The organism is Marinobacter sp. AC-23, from assembly GCF_001858325.1.
In the GTDB taxonomy this organism is placed as follows: domain Bacteria; phylum Pseudomonadota; class Gammaproteobacteria; order Pseudomonadales; family Oleiphilaceae; genus Marinobacter.
The window spans coordinates 1-18,286 of the sequence record NZ_MBPP01000031.1; the positions used below are offsets into that span (position 1 = coordinate 1).

Consider the following 18,286-nt stretch of genomic DNA (forward strand, 5'->3'; position numbering starts at 1 on the left):
ACTCGACTGAACGTCAGGCTAAGCAGAATACGATTGTAAAAGGGCGTGCCCGCAGTAAGCAGTGGCACCACAATTTTCGGGCGCTGCAGGAAATGGTGATAGGAATAACAGCGAACAGCGGGGCCTGCCTCTTCATCCAGGCGCTTCTCCCATGCCAGGGCTTGAGTCTTTGTAGCTTCATCCAGCGGCGTAAGAGGCTTGTCAGGGAAGATTCTATCAAGGTAGTCGAGTATGTCGGATGAACCCTGGATCACTTCTCCATTATGCTCCAGCACAGGTACAGACGCGCCCGAGCCTTTGGTAAGCTTTTGTATGGCTTTTATGTGCTGGCCCGGTAGCAGGTTTGTGCTTTCATAACTGAGATTCTTGTAATCCAGAGCCCAGCGAATTTTCTCGCAGTAGTGGGATATGGCGAACTGATAGAGTCTGAGAGCCATGCAGTATCTCCTGAGTAATGGGCTCTAGCATAGCCGTGAGCCAGAGGGATAAAAAGCGCAGCTCTATGAGTCGCATGTTTTTAATGCTTTTGCAGCCCCCTCCATTGGTTTTCCCCCAGGCTTGTCTTTAAAATGCCGGCATTCATTCATGTTACAAATATAGGTTGTATCCATGTACCTACAGCGGGTTTTGATGACTTCTCTCGTGGCAGCTACCGGGCTCCTTCTCTCTGCATGCGCCACCGGGCCAAATATGCAAGCAGTTTCTGGCAGTTACCAGTGTGGCCAGTTGAGCGTAAATGTTGCCAATGCAAACGACGATGATTTGCTTGGTGTTGATTATCAGGGCAAGCGCCTGTTGCTGAAGCCGAAAGCAAGTGCCTCCGGAGTGCTCTATGTGGCTCCCGGGGACCATGAAACCAGCTTCTTGAGCAAGGGCGAGCGGGCAACGTTTACCGTAAAAGGGCAGGCTTATCCAGAGTGCCTGCAGGCAGGCGCGTTGGAAATGCCGTTTGAGGCCACCGGCAACGAGCCCTTTTGGCACGCTCGTGTTGAAGGTGAAGAGCTGTTGTTTAATCGCCCTTACGAATCTGGAGAGCCTGAAAAGATTGCGCTGGAAACCACCGTTGCTAACCGCCACGGCCGGGAGTTCAGTGGTGAGCTGGACGGCGAGGAGTTAACGCTCAAGGTGGCGCGTCAGCTGTGTGAAGATAGCATGTCTGGCGCCCAGTTCCCGGCCCAGGTTCGCCTTGAACTGAACGGCGAAGTCTTTCAGGGCTGTGGTGGAGACCCTGAGCGTTTGTTCCGTGGCGCCGAATGGATTGTTGAAGACCTGGCCGGCGCTGGCATTATTGATCGCTCCCGCATAACCGTGGAGTTTTTTGATGAGAACCGCTTTGCGGGCCGGGCTTCCTGTAATCGCTACGGAGGCCAGTATGAGCTCACCGCTGAAGGCGTAAGCTTTGACTATATGCATGCAACAAAAATGGCCTGTGCGCCTGCACTAATGAATCAGGAAGACCGCTTTTTAGAGCTTATGTCGAAAGTGAAGCTTGCGGCGATTGGGCGCAACGGAGAGTTGGTGCTTACAACGTCTGAAGGCGAGGAAATCAAGGCGTTCCAGTCCACAGAAAACTAAGGGACAAACGCGCGGCAGTGTAGTGCTGAACGGCCCCACTCCATGCCGGTAGAAATGCCGGCATGGAGTGCTTTAAAGCGGCCAGACTGCTTCTCGCGGTTTAAGCCTCTGAGGGAACCAGGGCACGAGTCAGGTCTTTCATGCTGAGGCTGCCCACCGTCTCGCCGTCCCGTACTACCCGGTAAGTTTTGTCGGTATCGCCCCCTGATAGTGAAAGCACTGTTTCCAGGTTGTCCTTCTCGGAAATATCTCCAGCGTAGTCAGTATCGTTTGCGCTATGGGGCTTCATGACGGAACGTACCCGAAGCACTCGAGCACGGTTTATATCGTTTATGAAGGCAATAATATAAGGGTCATTGGGGTTAAGTAGGATGTCCTGGGGATCGCCCTGCTGAACCACTTCACCATCCTTGAGTATCACCAGATGATCTGACAGCTTCAATGCCTCGTCCAGATCGTGAGTGATGAATATAATGGTCTTTTGCAGCTCGCCCTGAAGCTCCAGTAGCAGATCTTGCATGTCTGAACGAATCAGCGGGTCCAGTGCTGAGAAAGCCTCATCCATCAACATGATAGGGGAGTTGGAAACCAGCGCGCGAGCTATACCTACCCGCTGTTGCATGCCGCCAGATAACTGGTGGGGGTATTGGTTTTCATTGCCCTCAAGACCCACTCGAGCCAGCCATTTTACCGCTTCATTTTCGAAGTCTGCGACCGTGTGGCCGCGAATGTTGAGAGCCATGCCGGCGTTTTCAAGTACGGTTTTGTGGGGCAGTAACGCGAACTTCTGGAACACCATGGACATCTGTTCCCGGCGCAACTGGCGTAACTGCTCCTCGTTCAGATCCAGAACATCGTTGCCATTGAGCCGGATTTCTCCAGCGGTGGGTTCAATCAGCCGGTTGAGGTGGCGAATCAGCGTTGACTTGCCCGAGCCAGAAAGCCCCATGATAACGGTGATCTTGCCATCGCAGACATCTACGTTGATGTCTCTCAGCCCAAGAACGTGATTGTGCTGATCCAGCAGGTCGGCCTTGTTCATTCCCCGCTTCACATATTCCAGCGCCACATCCGGCGTTGGCCCGAATATCTTGTAGAGGTTTTTAATAGAAATCTTAATATCGTTTGCCACTTGCTGTCCTCACTGCTTATGGGTGGCATTGATGCGTGCCAGAGAAGCCTTGGTTACCCGGTCCAGAACGACGGCCAGGATGACAATACCGAGACCGGCAACCAGGCCTACGCCAAGTTCAAGGTTACGGATACCACGAAGCACCAGAACACCGAGGCCGGGTGCGGAAACCAGGGATGCGATAACAACCATGGCGAGGCTCATCATGATGGTCTGGTTAACGCCCGCCATGATGTTAGGTAGGGCCAGGGGGATCTGAACCTTGAACAGTTTCTGCCTGGGCGTCATGCCAAAGGCGTCAGCGGCTTCAATCACATCTTTGTCTACCAACCGGATGCCAAGATTGGTAAGCCTTACTACCGGCACTATGGCATAGAGAATAATGGCAATACCGTAGAGCTTGGATTCGGTCACGCTGAACAGGAAGATCAGCGGAATCAGGTAAACGAATGGCGGCAAGGTCTGGAGCATGTCCAGCACAGGAATCGTCAGCCGTTGGATGGTGTTGCTTCTGGACATAGCGATGCCTATGGGCACCCCAAGCAGCACACAAAGGAAGGCGCAGACAAAAATGATGGCAAGCGTTTGCATGGCGTATTCGTAGTAGTCAATGAATGCCAGCAGGCAAATGCTGGCACCCACAAATAACACCAGTTTCCAGGATTTGGTGACCAGAAAAACGACCGCAAGCATGATGGGGATGACAATCCACCAGGGCGTATTAAGCATGCCGTACAGGGCGCTATCAAGAGCCCAGCTCAGCGGCTGGGTTAGTGGGTCGAGTACCAGGCTAAGGTTGTCTTTTATGGCAAGGAAGCCCTGTTCCAGCCCTTGGGTGAGTTCTCGGGATTGCGGAAACGCGGTACAAGAATCATTCAGGGCATCCATCGATGGAAATGGAAAGTCCCAAAGGGATTCTGGCTCTGCATTCTTGCCCTTGGCCTTGGCGAGTAAGTCCGCCATGGACATAGGGCCATCTTCTTTACCTTCCGCGCACCAGTCTTTTAACCCAAGTGCCGAAAACAGGGAGTCGTAGGTTGCCATGTGTGTTTAGCCTCTTCTGCGCATGAGTGCCATGCGCCACAGAAATCAATTGCTATGACTACAAGGGGTGCCCAGGGCAGATCTATACAGATGCTGCGCCTGGGACAGGGCGGGTCAATCAGTTTTCAAGAATGGCCGCAAGCTTCTTCTTGGCGTCATCGTTCAGCCAGTCAGACCACTCATCACGGTTATTGCTCAGGAAATAAACCGCTGCTTCTTCACCGGATGCGTTACTGGAGTCCATCCAGGCTAGAAGCGCGCTCATGGTGTCTGTCTTGAACGTCATCTTGCTGAGCATCTCTGTCACTTCAGGTTCGCGGTCCTTGAAGTCGGTGGTAACAGAAGTAAGAACGGTTGCAGCCGGGAACTCGGATACACCGGGATTGTCCGCGTTGGCAGTCTGGTTCTTCTGGTGAACTTTCTGCTTGTACTCACCCAGCTTTACGCGCGTCATGTCGTATTTGCCAAGAGGTACCGTTGGGCCCCAGTAGTAGCCGAGCCAAGGCTCTTCGTTTTGTACAGCCGAGGCCATGGAAGAGGCCAGGGTCTCGCCGGAACCGTGGTTAAAGACCTTAATGCCTGAGTCTTCAAGATCCAGCGCGCGAATCAGGTTGTCACTAACAACCCGGCAGCCCCATCCGTCAGGGCAATTATTGAAACGCGAGCCAACCAGTTCGGGGTTGGCCATCACACCTTCGATGGTCTTCAGCTCAGGATGCTTCTCTGCCAAATACGTGGGAATCCACCAGCCTTCAACGCCGCCAGGGGTGAGTACTTTGCCAAGCCGTTCGATTTTACCTTCTTCTTCAAGGCGCAAATAAGCCTCACCGGCTGAGTTCAGCCATAACTCTGTAACAATGTCCGGCTCGCCGTTTTCAGCAACAGACGTTACGGCTGGTACGGTGTCTGATGGGATAACCGACACATCGCACCCATAGCCTTGTTCCATAATGAATTTGGCTACGTTGGTGACCACTGTGTTAGAGGCCCAGTTCATTTCTGTGATGGACACTTCACCACAGTTGGCTTGTGCCATCGCGGGCACTGATAGTGCACATAGCAGTGCAGCAGACGTAAGCTTTCGCATAGTCACTTCTCCGTTTGGGGGCTGGTGAATTCTGATCGAACTGACTGTTGTCGTTTTTTGGTGCTGGTTGTTTTGTTATCAGTTGCTTTGTTGATCTTTTTATTACTGACAAGAGGCACCCGGATGAGGCTTGCAGGTCTGCGGTTATTTTTGCAATACAGGGAATAGGGCAAGGCGGCTCGTCTCGGTTACCACGTAGCTACAAGCATAAGGATCCTGAGCTCAGTTACAAGGTTTTAACGAAAATGCGTCAACTCCGAAGACGTATCGAAGCCACTGCTGGGGCTTCTGGCTAGTTGCTTGACGCAACCCTTTTTTCGGGTCAGTCTTTCGATTGTTTGTTACGCTGAGTAACCCCTGATTCAACCGGAACGGAGCTGATAATAATGAAGATTTTTGAAACAAAAACCGCACCAAACCCTCGCCGCGTGCGCATGTTTATGGCGGAGAAAGGACTGCTTGAGAAGGCCGAATTCATTGAGATTGATTTGCAAAAAGGTGAAAATCTGACGCCGGAGTATGTCGCACGTAACCCCATGAAGAAAGTGCCGGTTATGGAGCTGGATGATGGTACCTGCATCGCCGAGACCATGGCTATTTGCCGTTACTTTGAAGAAAGTTATCCAGACACGCTGACCCTGCTGGGTGATACGCCGGTTGAGAAGGCCACCATTGAACAGTGGGTCAGGTGGTTGGAGTTTTACTTCTTTTTGCCTACGGGCATGTGTTTCCAGCATACCAGCGGCTATTTCAAAGACAGGATGAACCCAATTCAGGAGTGGGGTGAGGACTGCGGAAAAAGTGTTAGCAAGTTTATGAACTTACTCAACGATCACCTTGCTGAGCGGGAATACATTTGCTGCGATCGGATGACGGCGGCCGACATTAACGCGTTCACAACAGTCGCGTTTGCCAAGGTGGTGAAGATTCGTATCTTGCCGGAACAGACCCACCTTCAAGCATGGTACGACCGTATCAAGTCGCGCCCATCTGCGCAGGCCTGAATCGACTGGGCCTGGCTACGCAGGCCCACTATCAAAGCAAGGGAGGCAGTATGGATCGGGAACGACTTCAATGCGTTTTGGATGCGATTGACAGTGCAAATCGCTTAGACGCTAATCAGGAGGTCGTAGCAGGTGAGTCGGTGCCTAGAGAATACGCCTACAGCCTGCATATGACGCGGTGGTTGCATGAACTGGAGCCTTCGCCCTCAGCGCGCATGCAGATTGCCTGTCGCGCTCAGCATCTTGAACGCTGGAAAATGCCTCGCAGTGACTACCCAGAGGGTCGGAAATCCTATTACGAATGGCGTCAGGCTTGCGGGCGTATGCACGGTCGCAGGGCCGCAGAGATTATGGCTGGTTGCGGCTACCCCAAGAGCGAGTGCGAGCGGGTTGAGATAATTCTGACCAAGCGGGAGTTGCGCAAAGATGCAGACACGCAGCTGCTGGAAGACGTTGCTGTATGGTATTTTTGGAAAAATACTTCGCGCAGTTCTATGCCGATAACGTGGAATATGATCGTGATAAGTGGCTGAGGATCGTGCGCCGCACCTGGGGCAAGATGTCGCCCCGCGCCCACGAGCGAGCTTTGGCGTTATCGGCAAAGCTGCCCGAGCATTTGCAGCTGTTGATGCAGGAGGCGCTGGCGGATCCTGTTTGATCCGCCGAGGGTCAGATTTTACCGGGTGTTGCTGCCACTCTACTGGGGGAAGAACAGCTCCTGCAGTTTCTCGCCCGGGTTGGCAGCGCGCATGAAGGATTCGCCGACCAGAAACCCGTAGATGCCGCGTTCGGTCATGGCTTCTACGTTGGCACGGGTCATGATGCCGCTCTCGGTAATGGCCATTCGGTCTGCGCCTATGCGCTGATGCAGGTCAAACGTCGTTTCCAGCGATACGTCGAAGCTGTGCAGGTCGCGGTTGTTGATGCCGATCAGTGGCGTGGTCAACGTTAATGCCTCGTCCATCTCTTCGCTGTTATGCACCTCTACGAGTACGTCCATTCCAATTTCGTGTGCTATGCCTTCCAGTTCCTGCATCTGGTCTTTGGTGAGACAAGCGGCAATCAGAAGTATGCAGTCGGCACCGATGGCGCGGGCTTCGTACACCTGATAAGGCGCTACCATGAAGTCTTTGCGAATAACCGGCAGGCTGCAGGCGTTGCGGGCCGCTATCAAGTAGTCTTCATGGCCTTGGAAGAAGTCGTGGTCGGTGAGTACGGACAGGCAGGCAGCGCCACCTGCCTCGTAGCTTTCGGCAATCTCGGCTGGCTTAAATGGGTCGCGGAGTATGCCTTTGCTTGGTGAAGCTTTTTTGATTTCCGCGATAACGGCAGGCGTGCCTGCTTCGATACGCTGGCGCAGGGCATTGGTGAAACCCCGTGTATCTGGTTGGTCGCCGGCGCGGGCTCTGAGGTCTTCAAGGCGTGCGGAGCGCTTGCGGGTCTCGATTTCCTCCCACTTCCGGTCGACGATTTTGCGCAGGATGGTGGGTGTTTTCTCGTTGTGCTTGGTCATTTGGTTTTTCCTGACTCAGAAGCAATGGGAAAAGTCGGCCAGTTCTGACAGTTTGCCGGCGGCCAGGCCCGAGCCCATGGCGTCTAACGCCATTTCCACACCCATTTTAATTGTTGGAGCCAGACCGGCAACGTAGATGGCTGCGCCAGCGTTCAAGGCGATCAAGTCCCGGGCTTTTTCAGCCATTTCGTCGTGGCCTCGGCCAAAGGCGGCTTTAATCAGGTTCAGGGATTCTTCGGCAGTTTCTACCGACAGGCCGACCAGCGTCTGGCTTTTAATGCCCAGGTCTTCCGGAGTGATGTCGTATTCGATGATTTCGCCGTTTTTCAGTTCCGCTACATGGGTCGCGCTGGCCAGGCTGATTTCGTCGAGGCCGTCTTTGGAGGCCACCACCATAATGTGTTCGGAGCCCAGCTTTTGCAGCACTTCGGCCATGGGGCGGCACAAGGCTTTGCTGAACACGCCTACTAATTGGCGCTTTACGTTGGCCGGGTTGGTCATGGGGCCAAGGATATTGAACAGAGTGCGGCAGCCCATTTCTTTGCGCGGACCTACGGCGTGTTTCATTGCGCCGTGATGGGCCGGGGCGAACATGAAGCCGACGCCAATCTGCTCGACGCAGCGGGCGACCTGTTCCGGTGTGAGATTGAGGTTAATTCCCGCCTGTTCTATCAGGTCGGCACTGCCGCTTTTGGAAGAGACGGCGCGGTTGCCATGTTTGGCGACAAAACCGCCGGCAGCAGCGACAACAAAAGCTGAGGCCGAGGATACGTTGAACAGGTTGGCGCCATCGCCACCTGTGCCTACGATGTCCACCAGAGGTTCGGCATTTACGGTAACGCCAGAAACCAGTTCACGCATAACTTCTACAGCGCCGGTGATTTCGTCAACGGTTTCGCTTTTGGTGCGCAAACCCATCAGCAGGGCGCCAATCTGCGCGTCGGTGGCCTCACCGTTCATCACGGTGCGCATCACATCTTTCATTTCTTCCCGGGACATATCGAGGTTTTCGGCCACCCGGTTTAGTGCGTCTTTCATGTTCATTGGAGTTGCCTTTTATTGAGTTCGCAGGAAGTTTCGCAGTAGTTCGTGGCCCTGTTCGCTCATGATCGATTCCGGGTGAAATTGCACCCCTTCAATAGCCAGGGTTTTGTGGCGCACGCCCATGATTTCTTCCACGCTGCCATCGCTGTTGCGAGTCCAGGCGGTCATTTCCAGGCATTCCGGCAGGCTGGACTGTTCAATGGCCAGGCTGTGATAGCGAGTGGCCTGTAATGGGTTGTTCAGGCCGCGGAATACGCCACTGTTTTGGTGGTAAACCGGGGATACTTTGCCGTGCATCACACGTCCGGCGCGGATGATGTTACCGCCGAATACCTGGGCAATGGCCTGGTGGCCAAGACAAACGCCGAGTATGGGGATTTTACCGGCAAAATGCCGGATGACATCCATGGAAATCCCAGCTTCACTCGGTGTGCAGGGGCCCGGGGAAATCACCAGCCGCTCGGGGTTCAGGGCCTCGATCTGCTCCACCGTGATTTCGTCGTTACGGTGCACCTGCACGTCGGCGCCCAGCTCGGCGAGATACTGCACCACGTTGTAGGTGAAGGAGTCATAATTATCCAGCATTAGAAGCATAATCTGTCCCTCGCCTCAGTGGTCAAAATCGTTGTAGGTCATGGCCACCGCGCGAAAGATGGCGCGGCCCTTGTTCATGGTTTCTTTCCACTCAAGGCGAGGTACCGAGTCGGCGACTATGCCTGCGCCGGCCTGTATATGCAGGGTTTTGTCCTTGATCACGGCGGTGCGGATGGCGATGGCCGTATCCATATTGCCGTTGAACGAGAGATAGCCTACAGCGCCGCCGTACACGCCACGTTTTACCGGCTCCAGCTCGTCAATGATTTCCATGGCCCGGGTTTTCGGGGCGCCGCTCAATGTGCCGGCTGGCAAGGTGGCCTTGAGCACGTCGAGGCAGCTGGTGCCGTCTTTAACCTGTCCGGTCACGTTGGACACTATATGCATCACGTGGGAGTAGCGCTCTACCGCCATTTTCTCGGTCAGTCGCACGGTGCCGGTTTCTGAGACACGGCCGGCGTCGTTGCGGCCCAGATCAATCAACATCAAGTGCTCGGCGATTTCTTTCGGGTCGGCCAGCAGCTCGGCTTCCAGGGCTCGGTCTTCGGCATCTGTGGCACCTCGTTTCCGAGTGCCTGCGATGGGGCGCACGGTGACTTCGCGATCTTCCATGCGCGCCAGAATTTCTGGCGACGAACCCACAATATGAAAGTCGTCCAGATCCAGGAAGTACATGTACGGCGACGGGTTAAGTACCCTGAGCGAGCGGTACAGGTTCAACGGCGGTGCTTCAAACGGAATTGACATACGCTGGGAGATGACGGTTTGCATCACGTCGCCGTCCAGCACGTAGTCTTTGATTTTGTCGACCGCCGCTTCAAACTTTTCCTGGCTGAAGCCAGACACGAACTCGCTTTCATCCACGGTTTTGCCGCGCAGGTGCTCGGGTGTTTTCGGGGTGTCAGCGGTTTGCTGATGCAGTTTCCGCTCGAGCTCGTCCAGCCTCTGCTGAGCTTGGTCAAAACTACCTTCGTCGGTTGGATCCACGTGCACGATTAAGTGCAGCTTGCCGCGCAGGTTATCGAATACCACAAGCTCGTTGGACACCATTAGCAGTATGTCGGGCGTACCAATGCGATCCGGGGGGCAACTGGCTGCAAGGCGCTTTTCAATGTAGCGCACGGTGTCGTAGCCAAAATAACCCACCAAACCGCCGTTGAAGCGGGGCAGTTCTTCCAGGTCAGGCGCATGAAAGCGTTCCTGATAACTGGCAACAAACGCAAGCGGGTCGTCTACTTCGGCGGTTTCTACCAACTCGCCGTGCCGGCGAACCTCTATGCGGTGGTCAAATACTTTGAGCACCTCCTGGCTGGGCAGGCCAATGATGGAATAACGGCCCCATTTTTCGCCACCCTGTACCGATTCAAACAGGTAAGAGTAAGGCCCGCTGGCGAGCTTTAAATAAGTGCTTAAAGGGGTGTCCATGTCCGCAAGTACTTCACGATACACGGGGATACGATTGAAGCCGGCTTGTGCCAGCTTGCGGAATTGTTCGGAGTTCATGGTCGGGCTTCCTGAGATCTGATCTGCGTTCGAGCGAGCAGGTGCTCGCCTGGTGCCTGGCTGAGCGTTTTTAGCGGGTACGCCATCGCCACCATCGTGTTGCGCGGGTTGTGAGAATGCCTCGCGCGGCAGTCAGAATCAGTCCCTGCATGGCAGGAATCTCCCGAATTGAATAATTTATGAGTCCAATACCATAGAGGTTACAAAAGCTCGCTCAGGGAATCAACTACAGCGTCCGCTCCCAGTGCGTGCACTGGCTGCCCAAAGTTGTAGCCATAGGTAACGGCAACGCAAGGAATGCCGGCGGCCTGAGCGGCACTGACGTCTGCAGCGGAGTCGCCAACCATTACGGTGGTGCCAAGGCTGCCGTGTAGAGCATTCATGGCGTGGAGCAAGGGTGCAGGATCTGGCTTCTTTGTGTCGAGCGTGTCGCCACCGATCACTAACTTAAAGTGACGCTCCAGCCCCAACTGCTTCAGTAGCGGGCCAACAAATTGTTCTGGCTTGTTGGTCACTACGGCCATGGAGCAGCTTCGTTTGCTGAGCGCCTCAAGGCAGGCTTTAACGCCGGGATACACCACGGCATGTTTGCCGTTTAGTTGCCGATAGTTGTTGAAAAACAACGCCAGCGCATCATTAAACAGGGCATCGTCTGCGGCACTCGCGGGCTCCCAGTCGGCTTTGCCGGCCAACGCGCGGCGCATCAATACAGGAGAGCCGTGGCCCACCCATTGGCGCACCTGTTCAAGGCCGGCTGGTTTGCGCCCTAGCTGCTCAAGAGTGCGGTCAACCGCAGCCGCCAAATCCGGGGCACTGTCTACCAGCGTGCCATCAAGATCAAACAGGGCAACGCCGGGCCAGCGTGCGTTAAAAAGACCCGCTAGGCTCATTGGCCGGGCACCTTGTGGCCCAGTGCCGTGCGTGCGTGTTCCAGCTCTTGGCGCATGGCGTCGATGGTGGTTTTGTAATCGTCGGTGTTGAAAATAGCCGAGCCTGCAACAAAGGTGTCCGCGCCTGCCTCCGCAATTTCACGGATGTTTTCGGTTTTTACGCCACCGTCGATTTCCAGCCGAATGTTGTAATTGCTGGCGTCGATGCGCTTACGGGCTTCCCGGAGTTTGTCCAGGGTGCCGGGAATGAACTTCTGACCACCAAAGCCCGGGTTAACCGACATCATCAATACCATGTCGAGCTTGTCCATTACGTGATCCATGTGGTGCAGCGGCGTGGCCGGGTTGAACACCAGACCGGCTTTGCAGCCGCCCTCGCGAATCAGCTGCAGGGAACGGTCAATGTGCTGGGAGGCCTCAGGGTGGAAGGTAATGTAGCTGGCACCGGCGTCAATGAACATGCGGATCAGGTCGTCCACTGGCGACACCATTAGGTGTACGTCTATGGGCGCGGTAACGCCATGCTTGCGCAGCGCTTCACACACCATCGGCCCGATGGTCAGGTTGGGCACATAGTGGTTGTCCATAACGTCAAAGTGGACCACGTCTGCGCCTGCGGCCAGTACGTTATCTACTTCCTCGCCCAAACGAGCAAAATTGGCAGACAGAATGGATGGGGCAATCAGATAAGGATTCATCACGGTTCTCGCAAACAATTGGCAGCCATTAATAATAATGACAGTCTAACAGTACAAGAGCGTGTTTTCGTAGCCAGAGGAGCAGGAACTGTGCGCCGATTCAGAACAATAAGCCAAGGCAGTTGCCGCCGTAGTGTGTGTGGTTGGCTAGTGATTGCCTTACTGACCGGCGGCTTGTTACCCGCACACGGGCAAGATAAAGACGAACCTCCGGAGCCAGCTCAAGCGTCGGTGGGCAAAGCGCGGGGAAGTGTAGAGTCTGGTTTGGGTGAGCAGAAACTTAGCCAGAGGTTCCCGGATAGCGCGCTGTGGCTTGATCTGGAGGATGGGGATCGCACGTTGGCCTTGCTGTGGCCCGAGCGCGCAGCACCCGCCCGGGGTGGGCTGATCATACTGGCAGATGAAGGAGGTAATGCTGAGTCGGGGCTAACGGGCGCTTTGGCTCGGGAACTTGCGCGCCGAAACTTTGCTGTGCTTACGCTGGGTCTGGAAGCGCCTCCACTGGCTATTGAGCAGGTTCTGGAGCGACCCATTGCCATGCCCGGCTTGAGCCCTGAACCAGTCGAAAAGGCCCTCGAAGCCACCGACCCTGCCACAATTGATGTCATGGCTTCTGAAGCAGTGGGTGAGCTGGAAGCAGCTTATCGCTCCCGTATCCGCGCGCAGCTGGTCGCAGGTGTTGCAGCGCTAGAGAAACGTGATTACAAGCTAACTTCGGTAGTGGGGCTTGGTCGTGGTAGCAATCATGTCGTGTTATACGCGGCCGAGATGGGCGGGTCTCCTGCCTTGGTTTGGGTAGCGCCAAAGCTTTACCCCAACGATTCCAAAAAGCTGGCAGGGGCGTTAAAAAAGGCCTCGGTGCCGCGGATTTTGGAGCTTTCCTCGTCTGATGAGCGCGAGCAGCTCAAAGCCGGGCTGAAACGGGCTGGAGTAGAGGGCTTTAGTCTCCAGTTCATGGGTTCGGGAGATTTGTTGTTGCCGCGAAACGGGAAGGCTTTGGCGGGAAGGATTTCAGCTTGGCTCCGACCGAAAGCTCTTTAAGTGGCGGGGGCAGCCTCAGTTCAGTTTGTGGTAGCGCCGGATGAGTTCCCAGGCATGCTGGAAACACAGCAGTCGCTCTTTGGCTAGCGCCAGCTCGGCGGGGCTAAGATGCTGTTGCTGTGCCAGTTTGTCGGGGTGGCATTCAGACACTTTTTTCCGATATGCGCGCTTGATAACCACCAGGGAATCCCGTCGGGTGGCGCCAAACAGCGCACAGGCTTGCTCAAGATTTATAGGCTTTGCTGGTACGTCGCTTACATTGCTCCATGATTTGGCAGCGTAGCTGTCAAAAATGTCTTCGCAGACCGTAATTGGAAGCCCTGTCTGGTCGATGACATCCTCGCAGCGATGGAGGCGAGGTTTGCCAGGCCGGCCTTTTAGTTGCGCCGCGTGGCACAGGCAAATGGCGATTTTCAGAGCCGGGGCAGGCCAAGTGCTGCGGCTTAACCTTAAGGCAAGCCCGCTTAACGGTGGGAGCGTGCCTGATGCTTTACCACGCTGAAAATGTTGTATGGCTTTGTGTCTTTGTCGCTTTGACAGCTTGAGTGCGGTAATGAGACTTTCTGCAAAGCTGACGTCTTGCTCGGACACTCGCCCCTCAGCTTTGGCTATGTAGCCCAGAAAGAAGAACAATGGGCGACGACACCACCAAGGTAGCCGTGTATGGCTGATCAGAGTTTGCGCGTGGTGGTCAGCAGCACAGAGCTCCTTCAGAAGTGCTGCGAAAGCGGCCTCCATGCGCGGAGGCAAAGCTGGTTGCGCGGGGCGGGTCGCCATAGCCTTAAGGCTCCTGAACGGCCAGTTGCTGGTCCAGTGCCCGCAGCCGCTCCGGCGTTCCTACATCGACCCAGAGCCCATCGTGATGCAGCCCGGCCACCCGGTCTTTGCCCATAGCGGCCCGCAGGACAGGCCCGAGTTTACCGGCTTGATCCGTTAACCCCTCAAATAGTCTGCGGTGCAGGAGGCTAATGCCAGTAAACGTCAGCGTCTCGCCTTCTTTAACTGCACACGCTTCGCAGAGCATGCCGCCATCTTTCAGGCAAAAATCACCCTGGCGGTTGTGTTTTGGGTTGTCTGCCATCACCAGAATGGCGTCGATGGCAGGTTGCTCGCCGGCTGCAGGAGGTTGAAGCCGGGTGAGGTCGAAATCAGCCCAAATATCACCGTTGATTACCATAAACCAGTCGTTGCCTGGGGTTGAAAGCAGCGGCAGAGCCCGGACAATGCCGCCGGCGGTCTCCAATGGCTCGCCTTCACGTGAGTAGTGCAGGGAAAGCCCGAACCGTTCACCGCTGCTTAGAGTGTACTCAATCTGTTCTCCGAGCCACGCGTGATTAATGACCACATCCCGGAAACCTGCCTGTTGAAGACGCTCCAGGTGGTATTCAATAAGCGGTTTGCCGCCGACACTAAGCAGAGGCTTGGGGGTGGTGAGGGTCAGTGGCCGCATACGCTCCCCCTTTCCTGCGGCAAGAATCATCGCCTTCACGGTGCCAAAGTCTCCTGGCCAGGAACTGGGCCGATAAGGTCTTCAATTCGCGGCACGGCAACCGCTAACAGCCATTCGTGGAAGTGTCGCAAGGCTTGCTGGCGCTTGCTGGCGGCAAGCAGATAGCTCACGGTACGGGGAATGTCTTCCAAGTAGCGTGGTTTGTTATCCCGCATGGCCAGCCTGGCAAAGATGCCCGCAGCCTTGAGGTGGCGTTGCATGCCCATTAGCTCAAACCACTGTCGGAAAGTGTCTCGGTCGGCACGATGCAGGCCAGCGTCCAGAGTTTGTTCCCGGAAGGCGTTTAGCCACTCACAAATTTGCTCTTCAGGCCATTGAACGTAGCAGTCTTTCAGTAGGGAGACCGCATCGTAGGTCACCGGCCCAGATACTGCGTCCTGAAAATCGATTACGCCCGGGCGGCTGCTATGTTCCCGCACCAGTAAGTTTCGGGAATGGTAATCCCTGTGCACGGTAACGCGGGGCTGGGCCAAGGCGCTCTCACGGAGTAGCGCGAATGTGGTATCCAGCATGGATTTCTCAACGTTATCCAGCTCCAGCCTCAGGTAGCCCTCTAACAGCCAGTCCCTGAAAAGCATCATTTCGCGATTCAACAAAGCCGTGTCATAGATGGGCAATGGAGAGTCAGGGGGAGCCGGCAGCTGTTGGATAAGAATGAGCTCGTCCAGTGCGCCCTGGTACAGTGCGTTTGCGTTGCTGGGGGTAAGCTGACCCAGCATTAGCTGGTCACCGAAGTCTTCCAGTAACAAAAAGCCGCGTATCGGGTCGGCTTCGAAAATCTGCGGAACCGCAATGCCTGCTTGATGCCAATGCCTGCCAATCGTTACGAATGGCTTGCAGTCCTCCTGTTCCGGAGGCGAATCCATAACAATGAACGGGGTGGAACTGTCGCTGGTCGCTTTGAATGTCCGGAAATAGCGCCGGAAGCTGGCGTCGCCAGAAACGGGCTCGGCGTCGGCGTTTTCGAAGCCGGGAAACTGTCTGACCCAGGCGGTGAGCATTTGCAGGCGGTTGTCCATAGCTCGGCTTATTGTCCTGAATTAATAAAGTAGAAGTTAGCAGAGGAATATGGGAAGTATAAAGAGGGTAAAGCGGTTTTGCAGCGGAGTTTCACTCATCTGGTCTCGTTTCCGTTAACAAGCTTCCGAGGCATGTGTAAACTAGGCCGCTATCATGTGTGTATTCGTACCCCGTTGCGCTATCCACAACTCTTCATGCATTTGGAACAGGAACCTTGCTACCGTGCCAATGTTCAACCGCTATCTGCAGGCGCAGAAAGGCACGTTGCAACGCCGGATTGTGAGCCTGCTTGCAGGGTTTGCCCTGATGTCGGGAGCGGGTTTTTCCGCTGCTGAAGACGCACCATCTGCTGCCGAGCTGGACTGGCGATCGAGAGACCAGCTTCCGGAAACCGCCAGGGACTCGTTGCCGGCCTTTTGCTCAGGTGGCTATATGCCATCCAGTGCAGGAGAGGGTGGGGCCGGTGTTTTTGGTGAGGGCGCTGAGCAAGATGCTCCCCTGCAGGTCAGCGGCCTGAACGCTCGCTACGAAATCGATCGTGAGTTATATCTAGAAGGCGATGTTCGGCTGCGTCAGGGAGATTTTCAAGTAACCGGCTCTGAGGCGCGGTATAACCAGAGCAATGGCCAGGTTGCTATTCAAGGGCCATTGGTTAGTCGTGGTAATGGGTTTCTTCTGACCGGGGAGCGCGCCGAATACAGTGTTGATTCACGGCGATTTGATATCAATACAGCGACCTTTCTTTTGCATGGCCCGGAAATGCGGGGCAGCGCCAACAGTCTTTCCCGAGTGGACGACTCCAGAGTTCTGATCCGCGAAGGCAGGCTTACCACGTGCGGCCCGCAACAGAACGACTGGGCAATTGTTGCGTCTGATATTAAGCTGGATCAGGCTGAGGGCGTTGGTACGGCAAAACACGTTCGCCTCGAAGTTTTGGATGTTCCTGTGTTTTACTGGCCCTTTGCCAGCTTTCCTATAGACGATCGACGTAAGACTGGCTTTCTTTATCCGCAGTTCGGATCGTCCAATGCCGGCAGCGGTGCCTTTTTCGCAGTACCCTATTATCTGAACCTGGCCCCCCACTACGACGCCACAGTTACGCCTCAATACATTCATGGCCGCGGCCTCTTTAATGAAGTGGAGGGCAGGTATCTCAGCACGTTGGGGGAGACGACGTTGCAGCTGGGTTACATCGATGATGATTCGGCTTACACCGACGAAAATCCTGGTGAGTCCGGGCAGCGCTGGGCTCTGGATGCGTCTACTCGCGCGACTCTGGGTTCTGGCTGGAACGGGTATGGTGATTTTTCAGTGGTCAGTGATGATGACTATCTTAGTGACCTGAACCGCAGCCTGGAGATTAACCAGACAACACACCTGCAGCGCAGGGGTGGTGTGCGTTACCAGGATACGAATCAGTATTTTGACGTGTATTTGAATGACTACCAAACAGTCAGTGATCGTATTGCACAGGTGAACAAACCATACGCACAGCTGCCGGAAGCCATTTATGCAGGAACCGCCGACGCCGGTTGGTTTGAGGCAGGCCTGGAGAGCCAGTACACGTGGTTTTATCGGGACAATGACACTTTAACCGGTCTCGACAAAGCCAACGGCCAGCGTTTTCGGGCTCGCCCCGAGCTGGCACTGCCGATGCGAGCCCTTTGGGGCTTTAGCCGCCCGTCGGTCAGCCTTGATTACACCCGTTATGAGCTTGATGATTACACTGCCGGGGATGGCCGCTTTGATCGCACGGTTCCCGTAGTGGAGTGGGATAATGGCTTGTATTTTGACCGTCAATCGAGCCTGTTCGATGTGCCATATAACCAGACCTTCGAGCCCCGGCTTTATTATGCGTGGGCCGATGCGGAAGCAGATCAAAATTACATTCCAGCGTTTGATACCGCTCTGCAGACCTTTCGTTTTGAGCAACTGTTCCGACCAGACCGCTTTGTCGGCGGCGACCGGGTAGGCGACGCTAACCAATTGACCGTGGCCGTGACCAGTCGATTTAATGATCTGGTGACCGGTGCCGAGCGAGCCCGTTTCAGTATTGGGCAGGTCCAATATTTTCAGGATCGCGAGGTTACGCTGTTCGGTGAAGGCGGCGGCAACCGCAGTCGCTCACCACTGGCGGGAGAGGTGGTGCTTAACCCGTTACAGAATTTGGAAATCCGCTCGTCCGGGCTGTGGGATCCGGATACTGGCGATACCGAAGAAGGCCGTAGCCAACTGGTTTTTCACACCGAGGATTACCGGTACCTCGCCAGCGTTGGCCATACATACAGCAAAGGAGAGTTGGAACAGTCAGATATTGCGGCGGTTATCCCCGCAACAGACCGTGTTAGTCTGATCGGCCGCTGGGTGTATGATTCGGATTTGGATCGCACCGTAGGATCCCTTGCCGGAATTGAGTATAACAATTGCTGTTGGAGTGTTCAGGTGGTTCATCAGAACTACCTGACTGATGATCGGGAACTGGACAGCCGTTTGCTGTTCCAAATTCAGCTAAAAGGCCTAGGGGGTAGCGGCGGATCTTCAGCGTCGATCTCCGAGGCTATTTATGGTTTTGATGAGCGTGAGCGTCGCCGTTTTGGCGCCCCCTGATTCGTACCCCCTGACGGCAACCGT

Annotated in this window: 17 protein-coding genes and 1 pseudogene; 5 read left to right on the forward strand and 13 right to left on the reverse strand. The window is 55.1% G+C overall.

The genetic code is table 11. The annotated features are described in order from the left end of the window. A partial coding sequence (locus tag BCA33_RS11005) for a glutathione S-transferase family protein (RefSeq protein WP_175469759.1) occupies nt 1–437 on the reverse strand: 437 nt, incomplete at its 3' end. A 253-nt stretch (nt 438–690) separates the two neighbouring features. Here BCA33_RS11005 and BCA33_RS11010 point away from each other — a divergent pair. Next, the gene (locus tag BCA33_RS11010) at nt 691–1,575 is read left to right on the forward strand and encodes an META domain-containing protein (protein ID WP_254774341.1); all 885 of its coding nucleotides are present in this window, start codon (nt 691–693) and stop codon (nt 1,573–1,575) included. A gap of 100 nt (nt 1,576–1,675) precedes the next feature. Here the strand turns inward: BCA33_RS11010 and BCA33_RS11015 are convergent, their stop codons facing one another. The 3 genes from BCA33_RS11015 to BCA33_RS11025 form a co-directional block, all read right to left on the reverse strand. Further along, nucleotides 1,676–2,707 carry a betaine/proline/choline family ABC transporter ATP-binding protein gene (locus BCA33_RS11015; RefSeq protein ID WP_071265811.1) on the reverse strand — a complete coding sequence of 344 codons (1,032 nt, stop codon included), beginning with the start codon at nt 2,705–2,707 and terminating at the stop codon, nt 1,676–1,678. A gap of 9 nt (nt 2,708–2,716) precedes the next feature. Beyond that, nucleotides 2,717–3,751 (reverse strand): proline/glycine betaine ABC transporter permease, encoded by a 1,035-nt coding sequence (locus BCA33_RS11020; protein WP_071265813.1) that lies wholly within the window; start codon nt 3,749–3,751, stop codon nt 2,717–2,719. A 118-nt stretch (nt 3,752–3,869) separates the two neighbouring features. Then, entirely contained in the window at nt 3,870–4,838 is a 969-nt protein-coding gene (locus tag BCA33_RS11025; RefSeq protein WP_071265815.1) for an ABC transporter substrate-binding protein, read from the reverse strand. A gap of 386 nt (nt 4,839–5,224) precedes the next feature. Between BCA33_RS11025 and BCA33_RS11030 the strand changes: the two genes are divergently transcribed. Together BCA33_RS11030 and BCA33_RS11035 are read left to right on the forward strand one after the other, a co-directional pair. Beyond that, nucleotides 5,225–5,842 carry a glutathione S-transferase family protein gene (locus BCA33_RS11030; RefSeq protein ID WP_071265817.1) on the forward strand — a complete coding sequence of 206 codons (618 nt, stop codon included), beginning with the start codon at nt 5,225–5,227 and terminating at the stop codon, nt 5,840–5,842. A 50-nt stretch (nt 5,843–5,892) separates the two neighbouring features. After that, nucleotides 5,893–6,500 (forward strand): annotated as a pseudogene (locus tag BCA33_RS11035) (DUF4202 domain-containing protein). 39 nt (nt 6,501–6,539) lie between these two features. On the opposite strand, the gene trpC reads toward BCA33_RS11035, so the two are convergent. From trpC to rpe, 6 genes are all read right to left on the reverse strand, one after another. Next, nucleotides 6,540–7,355 (reverse strand): indole-3-glycerol phosphate synthase TrpC, encoded by an 816-nt coding sequence (gene trpC, locus BCA33_RS11040; RefSeq protein WP_071265819.1) that lies wholly within the window; start codon nt 7,353–7,355, stop codon nt 6,540–6,542. Between the two features lie 15 nt (nt 7,356–7,370). Beyond that, nucleotides 7,371–8,399 carry an anthranilate phosphoribosyltransferase gene (trpD, locus tag BCA33_RS11045; protein WP_071265820.1) on the reverse strand — a complete coding sequence of 343 codons (1,029 nt, stop codon included), beginning with the start codon at nt 8,397–8,399 and terminating at the stop codon, nt 7,371–7,373. 12 nt (nt 8,400–8,411) lie between these two features. After that, a complete protein-coding gene (locus BCA33_RS11050) occupies nt 8,412–8,993 on the reverse strand; it encodes an aminodeoxychorismate/anthranilate synthase component II (protein WP_071265822.1) in 582 nt (193 codons plus the stop codon). 15 nt (nt 8,994–9,008) lie between these two features. After that, on the reverse strand, nt 9,009–10,496 hold the full coding sequence (trpE, locus tag BCA33_RS11055; protein WP_071265824.1) for an anthranilate synthase component I: 1,488 nt from the start codon (nt 10,494–10,496) through the stop codon (nt 9,009–9,011). 200 nt (nt 10,497–10,696) lie between these two features. Further along, entirely contained in the window at nt 10,697–11,386 is a 690-nt protein-coding gene (locus BCA33_RS11060; RefSeq protein WP_071265826.1) for a phosphoglycolate phosphatase, read from the reverse strand. Beyond that, nucleotides 11,383–12,084: a ribulose-phosphate 3-epimerase gene (gene rpe, locus BCA33_RS11065; RefSeq protein WP_071265828.1), complete on the reverse strand. Its 702-nt coding sequence runs from the start codon at nt 12,082–12,084 to the stop codon at nt 11,383–11,385. Before rpe ends, BCA33_RS11060 begins: the two co-directional genes overlap by 4 nt. Nucleotides 12,085–12,174: 90 nt before the next feature. Between rpe and BCA33_RS11070 the strand changes: the two genes are divergently transcribed. Further along, a complete protein-coding gene (locus tag BCA33_RS11070) occupies nt 12,175–13,125 on the forward strand; it encodes a DUF3530 family protein (protein ID WP_175469761.1) in 951 nt (316 codons plus the stop codon). A 15-nt stretch (nt 13,126–13,140) separates the two neighbouring features. Here the strand turns inward: BCA33_RS11070 and BCA33_RS11075 are convergent, their stop codons facing one another. The 3 genes from BCA33_RS11075 to BCA33_RS11085 are packed head-to-tail and all read right to left on the reverse strand — an operon-like array spanning nt 13,141 to nt 15,654. Continuing rightward, nucleotides 13,141–13,902, reverse strand: a complete 762-nt coding sequence (locus BCA33_RS11075) for a molecular chaperone DjlA (RefSeq protein ID WP_071265830.1) — start codon at nt 13,900–13,902, stop codon at nt 13,141–13,143. Nucleotides 13,903–13,906: 4 nt separating this feature from the next. Further along, nucleotides 13,907–14,614 (reverse strand): N-acetylmuramate alpha-1-phosphate uridylyltransferase MurU, encoded by a 708-nt coding sequence (murU, locus tag BCA33_RS11080; RefSeq protein ID WP_071265831.1) that lies wholly within the window; start codon nt 14,612–14,614, stop codon nt 13,907–13,909. After that, nucleotides 14,611–15,654 carry an aminoglycoside phosphotransferase family protein gene (locus BCA33_RS11085; RefSeq protein ID WP_071265833.1) on the reverse strand — a complete coding sequence of 348 codons (1,044 nt, stop codon included), beginning with the start codon at nt 15,652–15,654 and terminating at the stop codon, nt 14,611–14,613. The genes murU and BCA33_RS11085 overlap by 4 nt, the downstream gene beginning before the upstream one ends. A gap of 307 nt (nt 15,655–15,961) precedes the next feature. Between BCA33_RS11085 and BCA33_RS11090 the strand changes: the two genes are divergently transcribed. After that, entirely contained in the window at nt 15,962–18,262 is a 2,301-nt protein-coding gene (locus BCA33_RS11090) for an LPS-assembly protein LptD (protein WP_254774346.1), read from the forward strand. Nucleotides 18,263–18,286 lie beyond the last annotated feature (24 nt).

Bases quoted from the DNA above. Each gene is read 5' to 3' on its own strand.
- BCA33_RS11025 (WP_071265815.1), bottom strand. From the start codon at position 4,838: ATGCGAAAGCTTACGTCTGCTGCACTGCTATGTGCACTATCAGTGCCC.
- BCA33_RS11090 (WP_254774346.1), top strand. From the start codon at position 15,962: ATGTCGGGAGCGGGTTTTTCCGCTGCTGAAGACGCACCATCTGCTGCC.
- BCA33_RS11020 (WP_071265813.1), bottom strand. From the start codon at position 3,751: ATGGCAACCTACGACTCCCTGTTTTCGGCACTTGGGTTAAAAGACTGG.
- BCA33_RS11030 (WP_071265817.1), top strand. From the start codon at position 5,225: ATGAAGATTTTTGAAACAAAAACCGCACCAAACCCTCGCCGCGTGCGC.
- BCA33_RS11060 (WP_071265826.1), bottom strand. From the start codon at position 11,386: ATGAGCCTAGCGGGTCTTTTTAACGCACGCTGGCCCGGCGTTGCCCTG.
- trpC (WP_071265819.1), bottom strand. From the start codon at position 7,355: ATGACCAAGCACAACGAGAAAACACCCACCATCCTGCGCAAAATCGTC.
- trpD (WP_071265820.1), bottom strand. From the start codon at position 8,399: ATGAACATGAAAGACGCACTAAACCGGGTGGCCGAAAACCTCGATATG.
- BCA33_RS11075 (WP_071265830.1), bottom strand. From the start codon at position 13,902: ATGGCGACCCGCCCCGCGCAACCAGCTTTGCCTCCGCGCATGGAGGCC.
- BCA33_RS11050 (WP_071265822.1), bottom strand. From the start codon at position 8,993: ATGCTTCTAATGCTGGATAATTATGACTCCTTCACCTACAACGTGGTG.
- rpe (WP_071265828.1), bottom strand. From the start codon at position 12,084: ATGAATCCTTATCTGATTGCCCCATCCATTCTGTCTGCCAATTTTGCT.
- BCA33_RS11010 (WP_254774341.1), top strand. From the start codon at position 691: ATGCAAGCAGTTTCTGGCAGTTACCAGTGTGGCCAGTTGAGCGTAAAT.
- trpE (WP_071265824.1), bottom strand. From the start codon at position 10,496: ATGAACTCCGAACAATTCCGCAAGCTGGCACAAGCCGGCTTCAATCGT.
- BCA33_RS11085 (WP_071265833.1), bottom strand. From the start codon at position 15,654: ATGGACAACCGCCTGCAAATGCTCACCGCCTGGGTCAGACAGTTTCCC.